23 protein-coding genes and 1 tRNA gene are annotated in these 22499 nt (G+C 53.2%); 18 read left to right on the top strand and 6 right to left on the bottom strand.

Going from position 1 to position 22499, the window contains the following annotated elements; all coding sequences use genetic code 11:
* Nucleotides 1-29 precede the first annotated feature (29 nt).
* The 16 genes from tsf to E6072_RS02615 all read left to right on the top strand — a co-directional run bounded on the left by tsf (nt 30) and on the right by E6072_RS02615 (nt 15894).
* Nucleotides 30-869: a translation elongation factor Ts gene (gene tsf / locus E6072_RS02690; protein ID WP_399335071.1), complete on the top strand. Its 840-nt coding sequence runs from the start codon at nt 30-32 to the stop codon at nt 867-869.
* Between the two features lie 221 nt (nt 870-1090).
* The gene (pyrH, locus tag E6072_RS02685; RefSeq protein WP_316693663.1) at nt 1091-1789 is read left to right on the top strand and encodes a UMP kinase; all 699 of its coding nucleotides are present in this window, start codon (nt 1091-1093) and stop codon (nt 1787-1789) included.
* 4 nt (nt 1790-1793) lie between these two features.
* Nucleotides 1794-2351 (top strand): ribosome recycling factor, encoded by a 558-nt coding sequence (frr, locus tag E6072_RS02680; RefSeq protein ID WP_316693538.1) that lies wholly within the window; start codon nt 1794-1796, stop codon nt 2349-2351.
* A 45-nt stretch (nt 2352-2396) separates the two neighbouring features.
* Nucleotides 2397-3242 (top strand): phosphatidate cytidylyltransferase, encoded by an 846-nt coding sequence (locus E6072_RS02675; protein ID WP_316693662.1) that lies wholly within the window; start codon nt 2397-2399, stop codon nt 3240-3242.
* A gap of 137 nt (nt 3243-3379) precedes the next feature.
* Entirely contained in the window at nt 3380-4585 is a 1206-nt protein-coding gene (rlmN, locus tag E6072_RS02670; RefSeq protein ID WP_316693660.1) for a 23S rRNA (adenine(2503)-C(2))-methyltransferase RlmN, read from the top strand.
* Complete coding sequence (locus tag E6072_RS02665) at nt 4582-5133, top strand: DivIVA domain-containing protein (protein WP_316693537.1); 552 nt, start codon at nt 4582-4584, stop codon at nt 5131-5133. The genes rlmN and E6072_RS02665 overlap by 4 nt, the downstream gene beginning before the upstream one ends.
* A 54-nt stretch (nt 5134-5187) precedes the next feature.
* On the top strand, nt 5188-6402 hold the full coding sequence (gene dxr / locus E6072_RS02660) for a 1-deoxy-D-xylulose-5-phosphate reductoisomerase (protein ID WP_316693536.1): 1215 nt from the start codon (nt 5188-5190) through the stop codon (nt 6400-6402).
* Nucleotides 6403-6411: 9 nt separating this feature from the next.
* Nucleotides 6412-7701: a site-2 protease family protein gene (locus E6072_RS02655; protein WP_316693535.1), complete on the top strand. Its 1290-nt coding sequence runs from the start codon at nt 6412-6414 to the stop codon at nt 7699-7701.
* 156 nt (nt 7702-7857) lie between these two features.
* Nucleotides 7858-9006, top strand: a complete 1149-nt coding sequence (ispG, locus tag E6072_RS02650; RefSeq protein ID WP_316693534.1) for a flavodoxin-dependent (E)-4-hydroxy-3-methylbut-2-enyl-diphosphate synthase — start codon at nt 7858-7860, stop codon at nt 9004-9006.
* A 590-nt stretch (nt 9007-9596) separates the two neighbouring features.
* Nucleotides 9597-11462, top strand: coding sequence for a proline--tRNA ligase (locus E6072_RS02645; protein ID WP_316693532.1), 1866 nt, complete (start codon nt 9597-9599; stop codon nt 11460-11462).
* Between the two features lie 3 nt (nt 11463-11465).
* Complete coding sequence (gene def / locus E6072_RS02640) at nt 11466-11957, top strand: peptide deformylase (RefSeq protein WP_238128024.1); 492 nt, start codon at nt 11466-11468, stop codon at nt 11955-11957.
* A gap of 630 nt (nt 11958-12587) precedes the next feature.
* Nucleotides 12588-13085 (top strand): DUF3145 domain-containing protein, encoded by a 498-nt coding sequence (locus E6072_RS02635; protein ID WP_316693530.1) that lies wholly within the window; start codon nt 12588-12590, stop codon nt 13083-13085.
* Nucleotide 13086: 1 nt separating this feature from the next.
* Entirely contained in the window at nt 13087-13515 is a 429-nt protein-coding gene (locus E6072_RS02630) for an acyl carrier protein (protein WP_316693529.1), read from the top strand.
* 526 nt (nt 13516-14041) lie between these two features.
* Complete coding sequence (locus E6072_RS02625; protein WP_316693528.1) at nt 14042-14548, top strand: hypothetical protein; 507 nt, start codon at nt 14042-14044, stop codon at nt 14546-14548.
* A 124-nt stretch (nt 14549-14672) separates the two neighbouring features.
* Nucleotides 14673-15107, top strand: coding sequence for a hypothetical protein (locus E6072_RS02620; protein WP_316693526.1), 435 nt, complete (start codon nt 14673-14675; stop codon nt 15105-15107).
* Nucleotides 15079-15894: a hypothetical protein gene (locus E6072_RS02615; protein WP_316693525.1), complete on the top strand. Its 816-nt coding sequence runs from the start codon at nt 15079-15081 to the stop codon at nt 15892-15894. The genes E6072_RS02620 and E6072_RS02615 overlap by 29 nt, the downstream gene beginning before the upstream one ends.
* Before the next feature lie 783 nt (nt 15895-16677).
* Here the strand turns inward: E6072_RS02615 and E6072_RS02610 are convergent.
* From E6072_RS02610 to E6072_RS02600, 3 genes are read right to left on the bottom strand one after another with little or no spacing between them, the layout of a single operon-like run.
* On the bottom strand, nt 16678-17013 hold the full coding sequence (locus E6072_RS02610; RefSeq protein WP_316693524.1) for a PIN domain-containing protein: 336 nt from the start codon (nt 17011-17013) through the stop codon (nt 16678-16680).
* A gap of 25 nt (nt 17014-17038) precedes the next feature.
* On the bottom strand, nt 17039-17497 hold the full coding sequence (locus E6072_RS02605; RefSeq protein ID WP_316693523.1) for a helix-turn-helix domain-containing protein: 459 nt from the start codon (nt 17495-17497) through the stop codon (nt 17039-17041).
* Nucleotides 17498-17535: 38 nt separating this feature from the next.
* Nucleotides 17536-17865, bottom strand: coding sequence for a DUF4298 domain-containing protein (locus E6072_RS02600; RefSeq protein ID WP_316693522.1), 330 nt, complete (start codon nt 17863-17865; stop codon nt 17536-17538).
* A gap of 36 nt (nt 17866-17901) precedes the next feature.
* Between E6072_RS02600 and E6072_RS02595 the strand changes: the two genes are divergently transcribed.
* A complete protein-coding gene (locus E6072_RS02595; protein WP_316693521.1) occupies nt 17902-18030 on the top strand; it encodes a type II toxin-antitoxin system RelE/ParE family toxin in 129 nt (42 codons plus the stop codon).
* Between the two features lie 218 nt (nt 18031-18248).
* Here E6072_RS02595 and aceE read toward each other — a convergent pair whose 3' ends face one another.
* On the bottom strand, nt 18249-20996 hold the full coding sequence (gene aceE / locus E6072_RS02590) for a pyruvate dehydrogenase (acetyl-transferring), homodimeric type (RefSeq protein ID WP_316693520.1): 2748 nt from the start codon (nt 20994-20996) through the stop codon (nt 18249-18251).
* 310 nt (nt 20997-21306) lie between these two features.
* Between aceE and E6072_RS02585 the strand changes: the two genes are divergently transcribed.
* Nucleotides 21307-21735 carry a DUF3052 family protein gene (locus tag E6072_RS02585; RefSeq protein ID WP_307737606.1) on the top strand — a complete coding sequence of 143 codons (429 nt, stop codon included), beginning with the start codon at nt 21307-21309 and terminating at the stop codon, nt 21733-21735.
* Nucleotides 21736-21747: 12 nt separating this feature from the next.
* On the opposite strand, the gene E6072_RS02580 is transcribed toward E6072_RS02585, so the two are convergent.
* Together E6072_RS02580 and E6072_RS02575 are read right to left on the bottom strand one after the other, a co-directional pair.
* Nucleotides 21748-22113, bottom strand: coding sequence for a hypothetical protein (locus E6072_RS02580; RefSeq protein ID WP_316693517.1), 366 nt, complete (start codon nt 22111-22113; stop codon nt 21748-21750).
* Between the two features lie 255 nt (nt 22114-22368).
* A tRNA-Val gene (locus E6072_RS02575) sits at nt 22369-22445 on the bottom strand.
* Between the last annotated feature and the right edge of the window lie 54 nt (nt 22446-22499).

Below are 22499 nucleotides of genomic sequence, written 5' to 3'. Positions count from 1 at the left end.
CGCTAAGGATCGTTAACGAGAGGAACATACTGATGGCTATTTCGATGCAAGACATTAAGGAACTGCGCGAATTGACCGGTGCCGGTCTGATGGAAGTTAAGAAAGCTCTGGAAGAGGCAGACGGCGATAAGGACGCAGCGGTAAAGGCGATCCGGTTAGCGGGTAAGAAATCCCTGGCTAAGCGGGAAGATCGTTCTACCGCGAACGGTCTGGTGATGGCGAAAGTCCTGGACACCGCAGACGGACAGGCCGGCGTAATGGTAGAGCTGAATTCGGAAACTGACTTTGTGGGCAAGTCCCCCAAGTTCGTGGAGGCCGCCGAAGAAATCATGCAAGCACTGGTTGACAGCGGGGTAAGCACTCGCGAGGAACTGCTGGAAGCAAAATGTGGCGAAGGTACCGTTAAAGAAAAGGTAGAGGAAATCGGCGCCCTCTTCTCTGAAAACATTGTTTTGGGGAAGGTAACCCGGATCGAGGGCGAGGCCGTAACCAGCTACCTGCACTATTCTTCCGCAGATCTGCCGGCACAGGTGGGGGTACTGGTTGCCACCGATAAAGCGGGCGCAGACGTGGCGCACGATATCGCGCTACACATCGCCGCTTATGACCCCCGTTTCATTGACCGCGAGGAAGTTCCTCAGGAAGAACTGGATAAGGAACGCGAAACTCTGCGGGAAATGACCCTGAAAGAGGGCAAGCCGGAAAAGATCGTTGACAAGATTGTGGAAGGTCGGATGGGATCCTTCTACAAAGACAACTGCCTGCTAGACCAGGATTTTGCGAAAGATCCGAAGAAGTCGGTAGGACAGATCGTGAAAGCCTCGGGTGGGAAAGTTACTGCTTTCGCCCGCTTCCACGTAGGTTCTTAAGCAAATAATGATGTGGCCTCAGGATTTTCCTGAGGCCACATCTTTATATACAGACAGTTAATTGGGGATTTGCCTCCAGCAAATAACAAGATCACGAGGGAGAAGCACCCCGGCTTTAGTGCTTCGGGTTAAAGTAGTAACAGGCATATTGCCCTCGAGGAAACAACAATATTAAGGGGATAAGGGTGAACCAGGAAGTCGGAAGTAAACAACGCAGAGTGATGCTGAAAGTGTCCGGCGAAGTCTTTGGGGGCGGCCAAGTCGGCATGGATCTAGACGTAATCAATTCGGTAGCGCACCAGATTGGGGCGGCCGTTGAACAAGGAGTCCAGGTCGCAGTGGTAGTTGGTGGTGGAAACTTTTTCCGGGGTGCCGAACTTTCCCAGCGCGGCCTTGATCGGGCGCGTGCCGACTATATGGGAATGCTAGGAACGGTAATGAATTCCCTGGCCTTGCAGGATCTCTTGGAACAGGCAGGGGTAACTACCCGGGTGCAGACCGCCATCACTATGGGGCAAATTGCCGAACCCTATATTCCCTTAAAAGCGGTACGCCATATGGAGAAAGGTCGGGTAGTGATCTTCGGTGCCGGATCCGGCTTGCCGTTCTTCTCCACCGACACGGTAAGTGCCCAGCGTGCCCTGGAAACCCATTGCCAAGAGCTATTGGTTGGTAAAAACGGCGTTGATGGGGTTTATAGCGCTGACCCGAATACTGACCCCACTGCCACCCGATTTGATCATCTAACCTATCAAGAAGCTCTACAGAAGGAACTGAAGGTTATGGATGCCACTGCTTTCAGTCTCTGTATGGATAACAAACTAAATACGCGGGTATTTGGAATGTCTGAGCCTGGCAACGTTACTTCAGCGCTGCTAGGTGAGACAATCGGTACATTAGTTTCTGCTGACAAGGAGTAACCAAGTGATTGACGATATTCTGCTCGAAGCTGAGGAGAAGATGGAAAAAGCCATTGAGTTCTCCCGGGAAGAATTCACTGCGATTCGCACCGGGCGTGCCAATGCTGCCATGTTTAACCCGATTATGGTGGAGTACTATGGGGCGCCCACGCCTTTGCAGCAACTGGCTACCATTAATATCCCGGAGCCGCGCACCGTGCTGATTTCCCCCTATGACAAGTCGTCCACTAACGATGTCATCAAGGCGGTACGGGACAGCGACCTGGGAGTTAATCCCACTGACGAGGGCAACCATATTCGGGTTACCCTGCCAGAACTCACCGAGGAACGCCGCCGCGACTACGTAAAACTTGCGGGACAAAAGGCAGAGGAAGGACGCGTATCTATTCGCGGTATTCGCCGCAAAGCCATGGATCAGCTGGGCAAGTTAAAGAAAGATGGCGATGCCGGCGAGGACGAAGTAACGCGTGCGGAAAAAGAAATCGAGGCTTTGACTAAGAAACAGGTGGACATGATGGATGCCCTGTTAGAAGCCAAAGAAAAAGAACTGATGGAGATGTAGTTGAACCACCATCCCCCCGTCCAAGGCGAGGGATCTGTGTCTTTGATGACCTCAGAACCTACCACGAATACGCCGGTAAAAGCGAAAAAGTCGCGGGCAGGACGCAACCTACCGGCCTCGATTGCCGTGGGGGTAGGCCTGGGTGCCTTGGCGTTAGCGTTGCTCCTGGCACCACCGGTATGTTTCTTGGTATTCATCATGGTGGTGGCAGTGATGGCTGAAGTTGAGATGGCGAGGGCGGTATCCCGGATTAGGGTAAAACTGTGTTTGCCACCCCTGGTGGTGGGCAGTATCGGGATGCTGGTTTGCGCCTATCTGTTGGGCCCGGAGGGGGTATGGGCGGCGCTACTGGCTACTTTGATAGCTTGTGCTATCTGGCGGTTGAGTAGTGGTCCTTCCAAATTCGCGACTCGCGATCTCCTCGTGACCTGTTTTGTTGTCATCTATTTGCCCTTCTTGGCATCCTTCGTGGTTATTATGCTGCATAATCCCCATCATCCTGCCCCGATAATAGTGTGGATTGTGATCACCATATGTAATGACATTGGCGGCTACGCGGCGGGGGTACTTAAAGGTAAGCACCCGATGGCTCCGGCGGTTTCGCCTGCCAAATCTTGGGAAGGGTTCGCCGGTTCCGTAGTGATGTGCACACTCGCCGCAGCAGTTGCGGTTTGGGTGTGCGGAACGCAGCTCTGGGCAATCGCAGTGCTGGGAATCCTAACTCCCATTGTTGCTACCTGTGGAGATTTAGGGGAATCCCTAATAAAGCGGGATTTGAAACTTAAAGACATGGGAAATTTGCTACCTGGTCATGGCGGCGTGATGGATCGCCTGGACTCTCTGCTCATCTCTGTACCCCTCTTTTTCCTGGTGTCCTTGTGGATCTTTTAAAGGATGGGAACCTCTAAATGGCAAAGCGAGCGCAACCAGGATCGGCTGAAAGATGGCAAAAGGACGGATCTGGGGCATCTTTGAAGGACGCCGGCTTCGCTGGTAAGGCTAGTCGCTTCACCAGCGATAAAGAGTTGATGCGCCAAGCCAAACCGCGGCGTGATCCCTCCCAAGTAATGCCCACCGACCAAGCCCCTGAGGGAGCTAGCAGCCCGGATGCGCGTCCCGTGCTGCGTTTTCAAGCAACTAAACGCGCGAAACCCCCGGAGCATTTGGCTGATTTTGATCTGACGGGACGCAAAGAAATGCTGAAAGCAGCTGGTTTCCCGGCTTTTCGTGCCGACCAGTTATCCCGTCACTATTTCACTCACCTAACTACCGATCCACGCCAGATGTCGGATCTGCCCGCTAAAGGACGGGAAGAACTCACGGAGCTGGCATTTCCGTCAATAGTTGAGCAAGTGGTGGAACGCAGCGGTGATCAGGGAATGACTCGCAAATACCTGTGGCGGCTATTTGATGGCGCCGAAGTAGAGTCGGTGCTAATGCGCTATCCCTCCCGCGCTACTCTCTGTATTTCTTGCGAAGTGGGATGTGGAATGGCTTGCCCATTTTGCGCCACCGGACAAATGGGGTTGACCCGCAACCTTTCTACCGCCGAAATCGTGGAACAGGTGCGCTTGGCACGTAAGGTTTGTCAGGAGGGCGGACTAGGTGGAGATCCCTGCAATCTCTCCAACGTGGTGTTCATGGGGATGGGCGAGCCCCTGGTTAACTATCGGGCAGTGCTGGGCGCGATTCGCCGTTTGATCGCAGATCCTCCGGAAGGATTCGGAATGTCCGCGCGGGGAATCACGGTTTCTACTGTGGGACTGGTACCCGGGATCAAGAAGTTGACGGAAGAAAAAATCCCGGTCACCTTGGCGATTTCCCTGCACGCTCCCGATGACGAACTTCGGGATGAACTAATTCCTATTAATTCTCGATTCAAGGTTAGCGAACTGTTAGACGCGGCTTACGATTATTTTAAAGCTACCGGACGGCGGGTCTCCATCGAATACGCCCTGATCAAGAAGATGAATGATCAAGCTTGGAGGGCGGGACTACTTGCAGATTTATTGAATGCTCGCGGGCATGGCTGGGCACATGTGAACCCGATTCCGTTAAATCCCACCCCCGGATCTATCTGGACGGCGAGTGAATCCCACGTTCAAGCAGAATTTGTGGATACTCTGGAACGTAAAGGTATCACTACCACTATCCGCGATACTCGGGGACAAGATATTGATGGAGCGTGTGGTCAATTGGCAACTAAATCTCGGAAGGAGAGGACTGGCAAATGAGCGAGAACAACTTTCCTAGAGCCGGTTTTTTTACGCGAGGATACGAACCCTCCCAGGTGGACGAGTTTTTTGCGGATGCTCGCAAAGCCTATGAGGGCGGGGTACCGGCCGAAAAATTCTCGGCTGCCCAAGTGCGGGGTGCTCATTTTGACCTAGTGCGTCGCGGATATCAAACTGCCGCGATCGACCAGGCTATGGATCGTCTGGAAGCCGCTTTCGTGCGACGTGACCGAGCAGATAATGTGGCAGTTAATGGTTCGCAAGCCTGGATGGAAAGGGTCGCGCAACGGGCAACTACCCTTTATCCGCGGATGCTACGTCCGCGGGGCAAACGCTTCGCTCACCCGGACGGTAAAGGCTATGACGCGGCGCAGGTAGATGAGCTGCTTGACCGGCTGGCACAGTATTTTGACTCGGATAAGGGAATCACCTCCGCCGAGATTCGCAGTGCCACTTTTAAGACTGCAAAGAATGAAAAGGCATATAAAGAGGGCGTAGTTGATGCCTATCTTTCGCGGGCGGTAGAAGTACTGCTGGCGGTGGAATAACTGTTTGAGTTCGGGTAGTAACCGGCAAAATATTTTCACGATCGAGGAGTGGCAGTGCGCGACGTTTTCATTTTGGGATCCACGGGATCTATTGGTACGCAAGCACTGGAGGTAATCGCTCAGAATCCGGGGCGGTTTTGTGTGCGCTCCCTTAGCGCTGGCGGGGCTAACCTTGCTTTACTGGCGCGTCAAGCTGCCCGTTTCCGCCCAGAAATAGTGGCGATTTCTTTAGATAGGGGCGAGGAATTCGCGACTGCGCTAGCTGCGGAACTTCCCGGGGGCGAAGAATATCAACCCGAGATTTTGACGGGAGCGGATGCTAGTGCCCGAGCGGCAGGGAGAGCCAACCGGCAAGCGGTAGTCCTCAATGGGATTACCGGCGGGGTGGGGCTGGCTCCGACTTTAGCGGCCTTGGAAAGTGGAGCCACCTTAGCGCTGGCAAATAAGGAATCTTTGATTGTGGGCGGCGCCTTAGTTAAAGCTGCCTGTCAGCGCCCTGGACAAATCGTACCGGTAGATTCCGAACATTCGGCGATTGCGCAGGCGTTGGCCTCTGGTGTTCACTATAAGGGGCTAACCAGTGTAAACCAGGATGGTTGCAGTGAAGTTAGCCAGATTATCCTTACTGCCTCTGGCGGTCCTTTCCGGGGAAAGAAACGTGCGGATTTAGCTCAGGTTAACGCGCAGCAAGCTCTTAACCACCCCACTTGGTCGATGGGACCGGTAGTGACTATTAACTCTTCTACCCTGGTAAACAAGGGTTTGGAACTGATAGAAGCGCACCTGCTGTTTGATGTTGCGCCCGAGGATATTGTGCCGGTGATTCATCCCCAGTCGATTATTCACTCCGGGGTTACTTGGCGAGATGGCGCCACTATTTTGCAGGCTTCCCCGCCCGATATGCGCCTTCCGATCGCCTTGGGGTTAGATTGGCCGAACCGCCTAGAAAAAACCGTCACCCCCCTGGATTTCACCAGCGCTCAGCAGTGGCAATTCGAACCGGTAGATCATGAAACTTTCCCCGCGATAAAACTTGCCCGGCAGGCAGTGGCGGCCTCAGCTTCCCACCCGGCGGTTTATAACGCCGCCAATGAAGTATTCGTAGATGCCTTTCTGCAAGGAAACCTGCCCTACCTGCGAATAGTGGATTCGCTAGCGCAAGTATTAGCCGAATATACCGGTATTGATAATCCGGATTTAGCGCAAATCATACAGGCACAAGCCTGGGCGAAAACCAAGGCTCAGGAAATTGTCATGAACGCTAGATAGGCTATCCCCATGGCTTTTTTGCTGGGAATAATAATTCTTGTTATCGGACTGATTATCTCTATTGGTCTGCATGAATGTGGACACCTGCTGCCGGCTAAAAAATTTGGGGCGCTAGTTCCCCAGTTCATGATTGGTTTTGGACCCACCCTGTTTTCACGCAAACGCGGAGAAACTGAGTACGGAGTTAAAGCCTTCCTCCTAGGGGGTTATTGCCGCATCCTGGGAATGTACGGACCGGGTGACCCGGATCAATTCGCCTATAAGCTGGACGGTAAGAAACTTTCGGTGCGCCAGGCACGCGCCCTCGACCCGGAGGAAGCTGAAAAGTTGGTTCCTACCTGGTCGCAAGAAGCCCGCGACGCCTCGCTTTCCGAGATTCCCTTAGATCAGCGCCACCGGGGCTTTTATAACCTGCCAGTATCCCGGCGCCTAGTGGTAATGTTCGGCGGGCCAGTGATGAACTTATTTTTAGCGTTCGTGCTGATGGGGATAGCAATGCTGGGGATAGGGATTGCCACCCCCACCACCACTGTTGATAAAGCCGTCTGCTTAAACGCAGGACAAGTGGTTGATTGCGCTCAGGAGGGAGCCCAGCCTTCCCCGGCAGCCCAAGCCGGGATCAAACCGGGAGATAAGTTACTCGCTTGGGATGGCAAGAAAATTAATACCTGGGAAGATCTGCGAAAACATGCTAAAGCTACCCATGGGGACGCCACCGTATCAGTCCAGCGCGGCGGGGAAGTTATCGACTTGCACCTATCCGGGGTAGATGGGAAAGCAGGGCTGTATGCACGTTCGGTGCGTCAAAGCACGGGACTTGCCACCTATGGGCAAACCATGTGGCAAATGTTCTATCAAACCGGAGCGGTAGTATTAAAACTCCCGGTAGCAGTGTGGGACGTAGGAGTTGCGGTCTTCACCGACACCCCGCGTGATAGCTCCGGAATCATGTCAGTCCTGGGAGTAGGGAGAATCGCTGGAGAGATCGGTTCTGCGCCCGCAACCCAGGTGACGTTGGCGGATCGCGCTGGGGGCTTGCTTTCGCTGCTGGCTTCCCTAAATATGGCGCTGTTTGTATTCAACCTGATTCCGCTGCCGCCTCTAGATGGTGGCCATATTGCCGGTGCTTGTTGGCAAGGAATCAAAAACAGCTATGCGCGCCTGCGTTCTCGCCCGGCTCCCGGCCCGATTGATGCCGCGAAAGCTGTGCCGTTGACCTACGTGGTGGCAGGACTGTTGATAGCTATGACAGTTTTACTGATGGTGGCGGATATTGTTGTCCCCATTCGCTTACCTTAGTTATTGAGTTAGTTATGGGGAGCGGACATCGTTTAATACTGGCGGTCTTTCGCCCTCAGTGATTACTGCTAATAAAGCCGAGGGAATAGCACAGGTAAAAGCGTTATTATTTCTAGAAACTAGGGCTTTAGCGTCTGAAAGCGTCATAATAGGAACGTGAGCGTTGAACTAGGAATTCCGGAAGTTAAGCCCGCGGGTTTCCCGCGAAAGAAAACTCGTAAGATTCATTGCGGAAACGTAGACATTGGGGGAGATGCCCCGATTAGCGTACAGTCCATGTGCACCACCAAAACCACTGATATTGGTGCCACCTTGCAGCAGATAGCGGCGTTAACCGCCGCCGGATGCGATATTGTGCGGGTAGCTTGCCCCAGCGCCGATGACGCAGAGGCTCTGCCGGTAATCGCCCAAAAATCTACGATTCCGGTAGTCGCTGACATTCATTTCCAACCCAAATATGTGTTCGCTGCGATTGAGGGCGGCTGCGCAGGGGTGCGGGTTAATCCCGGTAATATCCGCAAATTTGATGACCAAATAGAAGAAATCACCAAATGCGCTCGTAAACACGGCACTGCCCTGCGGATTGGGATAAATGCCGGTTCCCTCGATCCGCGGGTAATGGCGCGCCATGGGAAAGCCACCCCGGAGGCTTTGGCAGAATCCGCCGTTAATGAGGCACGGCTGTTCGAGCAATACGATTTTCATGACTTTGCAATCTCGGTGAAGCACCATGACCCGGTTACTATGATTCGCGCCTACGAATTGCTTAGTGAAATGGGGGATTGGCCGCTGCACCTGGGGGTAACCGAGGCGGGTCCGGCTTTCCAAGGAACTATTAAATCGGCTACTGCTTTCGGGGCGCTGCTGCGTCAAGGAATCGGGGACACAATCCGGGTTTCTCTGTCGGCAGACCCGGTAGAGGAAATAAAAGTCGGGATCGAAATCCTGCAATCAATGGGGCTAAAAGAACGCACCCTGGAGATCGTTTCCTGTCCTTCCTGCGGACGTGCCCAAGTTGATGTCTACAAGTTGGCAAACGCCGTTACTGATGCCCTAAAAGACGAAATTAAAGTGCCGCTGCGAGTAGCGGTAATGGGGTGCGTTGTAAACGGGCCTGGCGAGGCGCGCGAGGCCGACCTGGGGGTAGCCAGCGGTAACGGCAAAGGTAAGATTTTTATCAAAGGCAAAGTGATTAAGACGGTTCCTGAAGAGGAAATCGTGCCCACCCTGATTGCGGAGGCGCATCGTCAAGCCGAGCTCCTTGGTCTAGAAGAAGGCTCCGGCGAGGTCGAGGTAACTGTCTAGTTTCTCTAGGCAGGAGTGGGAAAAGTACTCGGGGAACCCCGGTAACGCGCGTGAGCAGATTTTACCTCGCGCCCCGAAATCCGTGAAAATGCCTTGGCATTTTCACGGATTTAACGCCCGGAGCCTACCCTTCGGCATAAATCTGCCCACGCGCTTAGTATCACTCTCCCTCTCGCATCTTTTCCCGCGGGGAGGATTGGTTTTTTCCTCCTGCCCCAAAAGTCCAAAAGTGTAGCTACGTTTATCGCGGTTAACCCGGTTGCCTTTTATATTGTTCTTTCGCGACACTTCTTGCAGGAAGGTATGGGCATTCCAAACCCTTCTTCGACGCAAAAAATGGTCGTCATGGTGCTGGCTTTGGCCGTAACCCCAAGCGCGAGTGAGAAGTTTTATCCGAGCAGGCTAGGTGGGCGTAAAACTCGCAGATGCCGTAGGCATCGGAGAGTTTTTGGGCAGGAGGAAAAACTTCTCGCGCGCGCTTAACTAACTGGAAACTGACAGGTGTGTCTCGCCTAGGCTCGCAAAGATGTTGATTCCTGCGAGGCGGGCGCGGTTTAGGTTCCTTTGCATCATCTACTAAACTGGCCAACGTGGCTTACAATATGTCGACTTATTTTGTCAGGACTTTGCGGGAAGACCCGGTAGATGCCGAAGTGGATTCCCATAAACTGCTGGTGCGCGCCGGTTATATTCGCCGCGCCGCCCCCGGAATCTATACGTGGACCCCGCTAGGATTGCGCACGATTCGACGCGTAGAACAGGTAGTACGCGAAGAAATGGATCGGATTGGCGCCCTCGAGGTGGCTTTTCCGGCGTTGTTGCCGCGCGAACCCTATGAAGCGACCAACCGTTGGGAAGAGTTCGGGCCTTCCCTGTTCAAACTGCAGGACCGTAAAGACGCTGACTATCTGTTGGCTCCCACTCACGAAGAAATGTTCACCCTGCTGGTGAAAGACTTTTATTCGTCCTACAAGGATCTGCCAGTAGTCCTCTACCAGATTAAAGAAAAGTATCGAGACGAGGCGCGCCCGAGGGCAGGACTGATTCGCGGACGCGAATTCATCATGAAGGACGCCTACTCTTTCAATATCGATGATGAAGGGCTAGAGGCCTCCTATCAGCAGCAACGGCGAGCATATCAACGGATTTACTCGCGCTTAGGGCTGGATTTCGTGATTTGTTCCGCGATGGCGGGCGCTATGGGAGGATCGCGCTCTGAAGAGTTCATTTTTCCTTGTGCTATTGGGGAAGATACTTTTGTACGCTCCGAGGGCGGGTATGCCGCCAATGTAGAGGCCGTGACCACTATAGCCCCCGAGCCGCAAGATTATTCGCAAGTCCCCGCCGCGATTGAACGTAAAACCCCTGGCGCACACACTATAGAAGCATTGGTGGATTACTCGAACGAACATTTCCCACGCGAAGATGGTAGGGCGTGGACTAAAGCTGACACTTTGAAAGCCTTCATGGTTGCCGCGACTTATGCCGATGGTAAACGGGAAGTGTTGCTCCTGGGCGTACCTGGGGATCGCGAGATCGATATGCGCCGTTTGGAAGCCTCCTTGGGGGCAGACGTAGAAATGGCCACCCCGGAAGATATGGCCGCTTACCCCAATATCGTGCCGGGCTTTACTGGCCCCACCTGCGCCGGGCCTGACCATCCGGATCGGAAAGTCGATGAGGACGGAAATATCTCTGGCAGCCCCCGCTGCCTCCTGGATCCACGGGTAGTGGAAGGTACCGAATGGATCGCGGGCGCTGGTAAAGAAGACACCCACCTTTATAACCTGGTGGCGGGTAGAGATTTCCGTGCTGACGGCGTTATTGAAGCTGCGGAAGTGCGGGATGGGGATCCGGCTCCCGATGGTTCTGGCTCCTTGCAGACCGCCCGCGGAATCGAAATCGGGCATATCTTCGCCCTCGGAACAAAGTATTCCGAGGCGCTAGGGCTAAACGTGCTAGATCAAAACGGGAAATCCCAGGTAGTAACGATGGGTTCCTACGGGATCGGAGTGTCCCGGGTTATGGCCGCCATTGCGGAGGAATACCATGACGAGGTCGGGCTGAAATGGCCAACCAATGTGGCGCCCTTCCAGGTACATGTACTGGTGACCGGCAAAGGGACAGAACTTTTCGAGGCCGCGCAAAAGCTGGGAGACCAGCTCACCGCCGCCGGGATTGATACTTTGATTGATGACCGCAAGAAAGTATCTGCCGGGGTTAAATTCAAGGATGCGGAACTGCTTGGCATGCCCTGGCTGGTAGTGATCGGGCGCGGGCTGAAAGAAGGAACCGTGGAAGTGCGTTGCCGCGCTACTGGCGAACGCCACGAAATCGCAGTTGTAGATGCCTTCCAGTATGTAAATGACCAGGTGCGCCGGGATCTTGAGGAAGCCTATACGCGGGCAGAAAAAATCGTTCCAGCTGCGGTGGCAGCGGGCAGCGAGGAGGAGTAGAAAATGGCTTTTCGAGAAATCAGAGTAATCGGGGACCCGATTTTGCGTACCCCCTGTGAACCGGTGGGCGAAATCGATGAACACATAAAACAGCTGGTAGAAGACCTGCTGGAAACGGTAGATGCCGATGGGCGTGCCGGGCTGGCCGCTAACCAGATTGGCGTGGGGCTGCGGGCTTTCTCCTGGAACATTGACGGGGAAGTGGACTATATCCTTAACCCCCGTCTGGTAGAGGTTTCAAAGGACGAATATCAAGACGGCGACGAGGGTTGTCTGTCGGTGCCGGGTCTTTTCTTCCCCTGCCAGCGTGCCTGGTATGCGCGTGCTGAAGGGATTGACCTGGATGGCAAGCCGAAAGTGGTGGAGGGCGAAGAGCTGATGGGGCGTTGTATCCAGCATGAATGTGACCACTTGGATGGGCATCTGTACCTAGATCGTCTGGATCGGTTAACGCGCCGCAAAGCCTTTAAAGAGATTCGCGAAAAAGGCCTGTAGGTGAGCCTGGGCGCGGGGGCTGTGTTTGTCCTCCCGCCCAAGTATTCGGAAAACGTAGCGCCGTTTTCCGAATACTTATGCCCACCGCGCCTGCTCGGATCAAACCCAGCCCCCGCGCATTTACCAAGTCCCTCTCGTATCTTTTCCCAGCCTTGATTGGTGCAAAGGGCATGGTCGGATAAAACCTAGCTCCCGCGTTATTGCTCAAGCCCCCTCTCGTATCTTTTCCCGCCCTCGATCCGTGCTAAGAGTCTGGTGTTGTAAGTTAGCGCGGAATCTAGGTTTTTCTCCTGCCCAAGAAATTCGGAAAACGTAGCGGCGTTTTCCGAATTCTTATGCCCACCGCGCCTGCTCGGATCAAACCCAGCCCCCGCGCTGGTTCCCGTCAGCCTCCCCCTCGGCATAAATACCTCCGCATATCTGGACAAGCGCTTCCCGCATTGCCCCACGCGTATAACCACAGGTGTCACATTAGCCTCAGTGGTCACAAAAATGCCGGTCAGAGCCTTTTGGGGTTGTTGAAAATCGCTATCGAGGGCAAAATAGAAACTGAGACACCGCGTGTCATCACTCTGTAGTGCGCACAGGCCGTTGGGGAAGACGAACCTTGCGAACACTAAAGGAGAAGCGATGAACAAGGATTACACCCGCGGTGTACTTTTCGTACATTCATGCCCTCGTGCGCTGTCTAGTCACGTGGAATGGGCGGTTGGAGCAGTTCTAGATCAACGCGTCAACCTAGAGTGGACGGAACAACCGGCGCAACCCGGGATGTTCCGCTCGGAGCTTTCCTGGGTAGGCAGGGCTGGGACTGGCGCTAAACTAGCCTCCGCACTGCGCGGATGGGAACATTTGCGTTTCGAGGTTACCGAGGACGCCTCCATAAATAACAATGGGGGACGCTGGTCATACACGCCAGATCTGGGGATTTTTCATGCTCAAACCGATGTGGTGGGTAATGTGGTGATCCCAGAAGATCGGGTGCGCTCGGCGCTTGCCCAAGGCAGTCAAGAAGAATTGCGGCGCCTACTGGATTTGGCGTTGGGAACCGCTTGGGATGAAGAGCTGGAGCCTTTCCGCTATGCGGGAGCGGGAGCTCCAGTGCGCTGGCTACATCGAGTGGGTTGAGATGGCGTTAGATGCTGATGTCTTAGCGGCGCTCGCCGATTTCGGAAAGAATTTGCCCGGCGACCCTGAGGGTGAAAGCGGGGGAGAGGGTGAGTGTGCGGCTGCTCCGGAATTCGGGGTGGTTGCTGAGGATAATGGCGCTAGTAATGCGGATACGTCCTCAGAAAGTATTCCTCCTGCCTGGGAGAATTATAGTGGCGATCCCGCGGTTATAACTTGTCTCTTAGCGGCAGTTGCTGCGGAAACTCACTGTGATCAGAGGGATTTGGAGCCGGGGACAAAGTTGCGGGAGCAGCTAGATTTCGATGACCTTTCTCTGTACGCGGTGGTAGCACGGCTTGAGGGAGAACTGGGTGCAAAACGTTCCGATAGTCAGATCGCCGAGTGTACAACTTTGGGGCAGTTGGCGCTCCTATATCAAGATAAATAGGCATCGAATTAGGCGGTACCCGCAAGAACGATTCATATATTCAGTTTAAGTAGCTCTTTAGGGGTTATTTGCTGCCAATTACCACATCAGTAGTTGCATAAATGCAATAAAACTAGCTGATTGCGTATATGCAACCAGGAGTTAACTCTAGGGAAAGCAACTGGTTTCCCTAGAGTTTCAGCCGCTTTTGACCATCAGTAAATCGCGTTATTTAGGCGTGTCGGGAACTAGAGTCTAACAATCCGAGCTAGCTTTGTGGTTACAATGATCTAATAGTTCTTTCGGCGAGAGGAGATATCTCCTCTCGCCGAAAGAACTATTACGATCCCCGCTCTTTGCTGGTTTTATTTGACGGAGTTTCGCGACCGTTTTTCCTGAGGCCTTACTTGAACTATTGACCCAGTTTTGCGAGTTTTCCTATTATTAAAAACATATAATGATAATGTGGGCTATCCACCTGCTTTTTGCCCTCGCGCCCTATATAGGTAGTGAGAGTTCATTAAAGGCTCAAGAAAGGAATGGAGAAATGAGAACTCAAAAACTTATGGTTGTTCTTGCAAGTGCAGCGTTGGGGCTGGGGCTTGCTGGGTGCGGCGGTAGCGCTGATGCGAGTGCTCCGGCACCTAAGGTGCCGACTATCGCGGACATGGATAGGGAAAAGCAGGTTCTAATGGCTGAGCATAGAGACAAGGCGGCTAAGGTGAAGGCGGAGGCGGAAGCTAAGGCTAAGGCTGAGGCCGAAGCTCAGGCTCAGGCTGGTTCTGGGGCGGCAAAGCGCTCTGGTACGTCGGCACGTAGCTATCAGCAGGGGGCTCGTAGTAACTACCGGCAGGGAGTGCGAGCTAAAGCCCGTGGCAGCTACCAGCACAAGGCGCGAGGTAAGGCCCGCCGCGGCGGAGGCGGCGGCGGAATCTCTAATGATGATTTCAATAGAAGGCTAGGCGAAAGCATCGCGAAAGATATGAATGCACACCCGGAACTGGAAAAAGATACCAGCGGGGTAATCGTATGTGTGGCAGGTAATTGTAACTAAGGGTTTCGCTTCTAAAAGGCAGGTCAGGTTTCGTGCCTGGCCTGCTTTTTGCTTTTGACGCATTACCAATAGTGGAAGGGGAAATACTCCTTCCCTTTTTGGAACAGCGAAAGGGAGCTGAAGCATGAAACACAGATTTGCTAAGACGCTGCTTACCATTGCCGCCGGAGTGTCGGTGGGTCTGGGAGCGGCGATTCCCGCGCAGGCGGATACTATTTATAACCCTGGGACAGGGGGAACTGGCGGGGGTACTGATGGCACTGGTACCGGCCCTTCCCACTACGTATTCGTGCTGGGAGATAACCTGGGGCGGCGTGCTAACCCGGTTCAGGGTTGGGGGCAAGCCTCGACTAACTATTATGTTAACCGGCTAAACGCTTTCGTTGGCGGGGAGATGGTGCAAAAGCAGATTCACGAGTGGGCTGATCCGGCTTGTAATACTGCTATGCAGCGGGCGATTGCGCGCTCTGGCGGCAAAGCTAAGAAGGCTCGCGTAGTCGGCCTGTACATGGGCGTTAGAAAGACTCCAAGTGGCAAGTGGGCTTCTTGGGGGGGCTAACGGCGAAAAATATGTTGAGTATTATCCGGCGGCATGGAAGAATGCTAAAACTCCGGGTACTTTCCCTGGGCATTCCGCGCAAACCATTAACTCTATTTACAAGGTTGGTCTAGCTGAGGCTAACGCTACGGCCGCGGCTAACCCTACTGGGGCACGCGCGGTTTGTATCGCCCTGAACGAGTTTGAGCCGTCTGGTTATGAGTTGCAGGTTGCTACCGCAGCGCAAGCCTCTCCCGGTACAGCTGGCGGGACTCAGACTGTCCATGACCAGATTCGTACCTCCGCTAAAGGCACGAGCGTGAAAGAAGCCCTCAAGGCCTCGGTGGTGCTTCATTGGGACGGCTACTATGGCGGCAAAGCCAAGGCAGTGGCCAAGACTATGAATATCAGTAGTATTGGCACCGCTAATAGTCCTACTTTTACCCCTAAGGATTTTGGGTGGACTAGCTGGGCAGCTGGTAAATACTGGTATGACATTAAGGTTGCCCGTCAAAAGGCTATGGCTAAAGCGGTAGATACCCCCGATAGGGTAGCCAGTGAGACGTTCACTTTGAAGCCTCCGCCGCCAGTAAAAACCATGCACGATGCGGGTGGCCGCGTCCTTGACCCCAAAGAAGTAGTAGTTAGCGCCATGCCGTACCTAGCCAAGATTAAGGGTTCATTGTGGGTTTTTCGATATATTTGCCGTCTTGTAATGGGGGTTAGTTGCGAAGTTTTTGCTTCATGCCCCGTAATCTTTGCGAGGAATTATTCACCCGCCAACAGTAATAGGTATGAACAAATTTGAAGCGAAGCATCCTCGCGCAAAGGATGGCAAGTTTACTGAAAAGCAACGAGAAGAGTCCGGGATAGCGCTTGAGCCCAACAACAAACGTTCGGACGGTGACAGCCGGGAAATGCCCACGCAGAGCAATCTATCCTACTCTGGGAACCCGAAACCCAGTAAGGACGTTGATAGATTCCGGGCGGAATCTGAGGATCCAAGGGTGACCTCTTCCGAAAGGTCGTCACTTCGCACTCCGTGGGAGATGATTAAATACCTAGCACAATCGTTTACGTTTGCTGTGATCGCGGTAATACTAGCGCTTGCCCTACTATGTATTTGGGCTTTGTTCTTCCCCGTGGAAACAGACTCCAATAAGAACGAGCCCCAGGTGCCTGAGGGTGCTAAGACTGCAGCGGCAACTATTGCTACTTACCCTAGCCAGGCACCAGCCCCTGCTCTCGACCAGGTAAAACCAGGAACGGCGCCTATAGAGAGCTTTACGAACGCTATTCTTCACACCGGTAATAGCAGATCATCTAGCTGTTCAGGTTGGTGGATGGTGGGGACAATAGCGTCAAGTGAGTGTCTGATTGGCGCGATAGGTAGCGATTAGTTCCGGGCAGCTCCTTGCAAGGGATACAAGCAGGCCTTCCATCGAAATAGGTGGATTTTTTCGGATTTGTTGCATTTCCTCAAGTGCGTCACGAAATCTACTGGGAAATAGGTCATACAAATCAAGTAAAAAACTATCACAGGATACTGCATGCAAACCGTGTTGAGAAAGAGAATCCTGCGGGAAATCTCTCAATTATTGGTGACGATTGCGGAGGCATTCCCTTCGATAGCAGCGGCTACCACGTGTCGATCTTTCGGGTCGGGTATCCCGTGAATGCTATTCACCAGGAATTCCCAATTGTGAACTTGGGTATCCAAAAATGCCTCGTTCATGTGAGAAACCCTGCGCAAAGCTTTTTCCTCGGTGGTTTTCCCGGTGGCAATTAGACTGTCCACAAGTTCATCTAAAACTTCTGAACTCCATAGCGGGACATAGGTATTTCGATCTGCCAGTTGCAGGAGCAAATCAGCCTGCACAATCGGGAAAAGTACGTTTGCGTCAAGAACAGCGCGGAATCTGGACACGACTGCTGATCCTTGTCTTTAAAACCTAATCATCATAAAAGCCGTCTTCTTCCGCATCCTTAACCATTTGCTTAAATAGTTCACGGCGCTGTTCGCGCCTTCTTGACTGGTAATCAAGTAGATCAGCGAGAAGAATTCTCCGGTGACGGCTACCGGGAAGCTTTTCATAAGGGATCGCACCGGATTCCAATTGTTTGATTAGCGTCGGTCGACTAATACCGAGGAAATCGGCTGCATCTTGAGTAGTGAGCTTCTGTTCATAAGGTACAACCGCTATCGCCTGACGCTTTGACATTGCCTTTACTACGTCCAGCAGTGCCTTGTAAACCTGTTCCGGTAGTTCTACTTGCTGTCCGTCCGGACCAAGAAGTAACGCGGGAGCCGGCGAATTTTCCAGAAAACGAGAAGTGTTTAGCAGCCCCTCGAGTTCTTCCGGAGGAAGGGTAACTCCCTGGTTTGTGGAGGATTTTATGTCGGTGTCCATATATTTATGGTTGCAAACAATCGAAATAATCGCAAGGGTTAGTTTTTTGAGCTATAACCGGATTGGGCGATTTCTTTTAGTCGCTCACGCAGAGCTTCGGCGTTGCCGAGGGCGTCATAGGCTGCGTCCTCGGAAAGAACCCCGCGCGGTAAATCATCCGGCAAAAGCCCCTGGTTATCGGCCTCTAAATCTTCCCACCAGGCTTTCCCGGAATAGTAGCTATCTAGATCGCGGTAATCGTCCCACATCTGCTCATAGGTATCCAACGCGGCATCAACCGTTGTGATCGCGTCATTTAGGCGCACTAGCGCTGCCTCCATTTGCGATACCCGCTCAATTTGCTCCGCAGAAACTTCAGCTTTTTCCATAGCCTTATCCTCCCACAACTGGTTGCTTCCTGCTTATTGCGCGGGAACTATGTGGGGCAGTGGCGTTACCGCATCGGAAACTATCGCCTCATCTGTGAGATTGAGGATGACCACTTCTATATTCAAGCCTTAGCAATCGGGCATAGCAAAGAAATCTATCGCTAGCGGTAGCGGCGGCAACTCTTGGTAAACCCCGAGAAATAAGACCAGGGTTATCCGGGTTCGCAATAAGCGGGTTAATGCGACCTAGTGCCCTTTAATAGGGCAAATAGTAACTCCAGACTCAATTGGGGGCGCATTTTTTGGGGTGGGGGTAGCTCCAGAAAGTAAGGGGGGCGCCCATTGGGAAATGGGCGCCCCCCTGATGCTATTAGTGTCAGACTTTACTGTTCGCCAGAAGAACCGGCGTTCGGATTTAGCAGGTCATAGTGATTTAAGGCCTGAGTTACCACCGAGCGATCTGGAAGAATCCCGTCCTCATTCAAAGCCTCCAAAGCCTGAACCACCAGGGACTCTGCATCAATCAAGAAGTGGCGGCGTGCGGCGGCACGGGTATCGGAATACCCGAAATCGGAAGCGCCCAGCACCTTGTAGCGTCCCGGCACCCAGCCCCGAATCATATCGGGAACCAGATGGTCATAATCCGAAGTCGCAATCACCGGTCCAGTGGCGTTACGGAGCCGCTGAGTAACATAGGGCAAGCGATATTCTTCATCCGCATGAAGCAGATTATGACGATCGCTCTCCATACCGTCCCGGCGCAGCTCATGCCAACTGGTCACCGACCAGACAGCCGCGTCCACCCCCCAATCCTGCATCAAAAGCTTTTGCGCCTGCAGCGCCCAAGGAACCGAAATCCCTGAAGCTAGCAGTTCTACCTTCGGCCCGCCATTTTCATAGTGGCCGGTCAAGGCATACATGCCGCGCAAAATCCCCTCAACGTCGACTCCTTCAGGTTCTGCGGGCTGTTGAATCGCCTCATTGTAAACCGTCAAATAGTACATGACGTTCTGGTCGCGTCCATCGGAGCCATCCCCATACATCCGCTGCAAACCGTCACGAATAATATGGCGCAACTCGTAAGCATAGGCCGGATCGTACTGTACGAACGCCGGGTTAGTGGCGGCAATAATCGGGGAGTGACCGTCAGCGTGTTGCAGACCCTCCCCAGTCAAAGTAGTACGTCCCGCGGTTCCGCCAATCACGAAACCTCGTGCCAACTGGTCTCCGGCCGCCCAGAACTGGTCACCCGTCCTCTGGAAACCAAACATCGAATAGAACAGGTAGAACGGGATAGTGGGTGCCCCATTAGACATATAGGAAGTGCCGGCCACCTGGAAAGCGGCAGCTGCTCCCGCCTCATTAATCCCGGGGTGCAGAATCTGGCCATCTTTACCCTCGGAATAATGCAGCATCAAATCTTCATCGACTGCCGTGTAATTCATGCCCAGAGTGTTATAGATTTTCGCGGAGGGGAACATTGAGTCCATCCCGAAAGTCCGCGCCTCATCCGGCACAATCGGCACAATCCGCTTGCCAAACTCTTCATCCTTTAAAAACTCTTTCATTAGACGCACCAGCGCCATGGTGGTGGCAACTTTCTGCTTGCCGGAACCTCCTTTGAGGACGTCATACACGGAATCGTCGGGTAAAGAAATCCGCATCTGGTTGCGTTCTTTAGGACGCGAAGGTAAAAATCCCCCTAACTTTTCCCGCCGTTCAAACATATATTGCAAGGATGGATGATCCTCCGAGGGGCGGTAATAGGGAGGCAGCTGCGGATCTTTCTCCAGCTGTTCATCAGTAATCGGAATATGTAGCCGGTCGCGTAGCGCCTTCAAATCTTTCAAGGTCAGCTTCTTCATCTGGTGCGTGGAGTTGCGTCCCGCGAAAGTTTCACCCAGCACATATCCCTTAATGGTGTGCGCCAAGATAACAGTCGGCTGTCCCTTATGCGCCATGGCTGCATGATAGGCGGCGTAAACCTTGCGGTAATCATGTCCGCCCCGCCGCAAATCCCAAATCTCTTCGTCGGTCCAGTCCTCTACCATTTTTGCGGTGCGCGGATCCCGTCCAAAGAAGTGTTTACGCACATAAGCGCCATCATTAGCTTTGAAAGTCTGGTAGTCACCATCCAGGCATTCGGTCATCACTTTCAGTAGAGCATGGTCATGATCCTTGGCTAACAAGCGATCCCAGCCGCGACCCCAAATTACTTTGATAACGTTCCAGCCGGCGCCTCGGAAGAAAGACTCTAGTTCCTGAATAATCTGTCCGTTACCGCGTACTGGGCCATCCAGACGCTGCAAGTTACAGTTCACGACAAACGTGAGGTTGTCGAGCTTTTGCTGTCCCGCCAGCTGCAACATTCCCCGCGATTCGGGTTCATCCATTTCCCCATCACCTAGGAAAGCCCAAGTGTGCTGGTCAGAACAGTCCTTGATTCCCCGGTTAGTCAAATAGGTATCAAACCAGGCCTGGGTAATCGCCTCGGCTGGCCCCAGCCCCATAGACACGGTGGGGTATTCCCAAAACTCGGGTAGGTGTCGCGGATGCGGGTAAGAAGGCAAACCGTGAGGGGCTTGAGATAGTTCTTGACGGAAACCATCCATATCCTCCTCAGAAAGCCGCCCCTCTAAAAATGCGCGAGCGTAAATACCGGGGGAGGCGTGCCCTTGGAAAAACACGTGATCCCCGCCGCTCGGATGAGACTTGCCGCGGAAGAAATGGTTAAAGCCCACCTCGTAAAGAGTAGAGATAGAGGCATAGGAGGAAATGTGCCCCCCAACATGCACCCCTTGACGTTGTGCGCGGGTAACCTGCACTGCGGCATTCCAGCGCATCCAACGGCGATAGTCCCGCTCGATGCGTTCATCCCCGGGGAAAGTCGGTTCATCATGCGGCTTAATCGTGTTGGTGAAAGGCGTATTTAAATTGGCAGGCACCGCCACGTTTTGTTCGCCTGCTTGAGAAAGCATCCGCAACAAGATATCGCGAGTACGCTCCGAACCGCGTTCTTTAATCAGATCATCCAAGGAATCCAGCCATTCCCGGGTTTCCTGGGGATCTGGATCTGGCAGGGCGCTAGCTAACTGGTGTACAGAGTCCAGGGATGCCTTATTTTCACTCATAGGTTTAGTTGCTCCTCCAACAGAAAAGACCATACTTGCCAATTGTTAACTATTTTTCGCGCTTTGGCTACTGGAGCCAACCGGCTCGCAAAGAACCCTTAGAGACTAGGGTTCCCAGCAGTTACTCAAGGCCTCAAGCTCCGGCGCAACTGAGTTTCCCAGGATCGCTAAACCTTCGAGCCGAGCGCAGGGGACAGGGCGAGGGCGCAAGAGGCTAAAAACTACTAAACTTTGCTAAAAGAGAGGGCAGTTTTCTATATGTTGGCGTCCGTGTTTCCCCCTTACGCTTTAATCATGTAACTTAGAGAGCGTGGAAACCACACGCGAAAGGCACGAAAGTTCCCTATCCGTATCGGAGATGGGGTTTAAAGAAGAACAAGTCATTCAGGAATTTGGTTGGGACGAGGACGTCGACGAAGATCTTCGCCAAGCCATAATGGATCAGATAGACGACGATCTCCAAGATGAAGATTTCACCGCTATGACCGATGGTGCCCTGATCTGGTGGCGCGATGACGATGGCGGCGTTGATGATCTCTCCGATGCGCTCATGGACGCGATGGGTAATATGGATGAGGGAGGATTGATCTGGGTGCTCAGCCCGATTGCCTCCGATCCCGGCGCGGTTGATCCGCGTCTAATCGAAGAGGCCGCGAAAACGGTGGGTATGAATCCCACCACCTCTGACGTGGTTTCCCCCCAGTGGGCGGGCACCCAAATAGTCTCCCGCGGCCGTTAAACAGCGAATTATTTACTTTTGCCGAGAACCATCCCGGCAAAGGTAACCCGCGGCTAGATTCGCGACTATTAAACCTGCCAGAACCGCTATAAACCCAAAAATGTTTATCGTGGTAGGCTGGGAAAATACATAAAAGGACGCGAATCCCGCAAGGAAAAATATCATCCCGGTCAGGTAAGTAATTTTCGCACCCATCGAAGCGGTTGTTTTACTCGCAAAAACAATCCCGATAGCTGCAAACAAGAAAGCGATAACTAGTACGCTAGCTAGCATCCAAGTGGGAGCAGGAGCGGTGGACTCCCAGGCAAACCACCACAATCCGCCGATTAACCCGGTAAGTAGCAGCGAAGAAAATAACGGTATCAGCCTGTAATACATACAGTGATAGTAATACCTGCAGGGACTACGCACACAGTTTCATTATCCTCACTAACATCCTAGGGTCTGAGGCGGGAAAAGCGCTCGGGGGACCCCGGTGAGCCTTGCTGCGCTCGGCTCAAGCCCCCTCTCGCATCTTTTCCCACCCCAGACTTCTAAGCCCGATCTGGAAGATATATGATTGCCAACCTAAGAAAATGTGATGGAGATAAGTCGTAACGAGTGTTAGTAATCCCTGGCGGAATTATGCCTACGTGGTGGGCCCAGAGGGACTCGAACCCCCGACATCCACGGTGTAAACGTGGCGCTCTAGCCAACTGAGCTATAGGCCCTAGACCTGTTAAAGAATACCTAATCGCGCGAAGGAAACAAATTTCCCAGGCTGT

Origin of the sequence: Varibaculum cambriense, assembly GCF_032557235.1 — a bacterium.
GTDB classification, from domain to species: Bacteria; Actinomycetota; Actinomycetes; order Actinomycetales; family Actinomycetaceae; genus Varibaculum; species Varibaculum cambriense_C.
The sequence above is the reverse complement of the archived record's forward strand: the minus strand, read 5'-3'. Positions and strand labels throughout refer to the sequence as shown.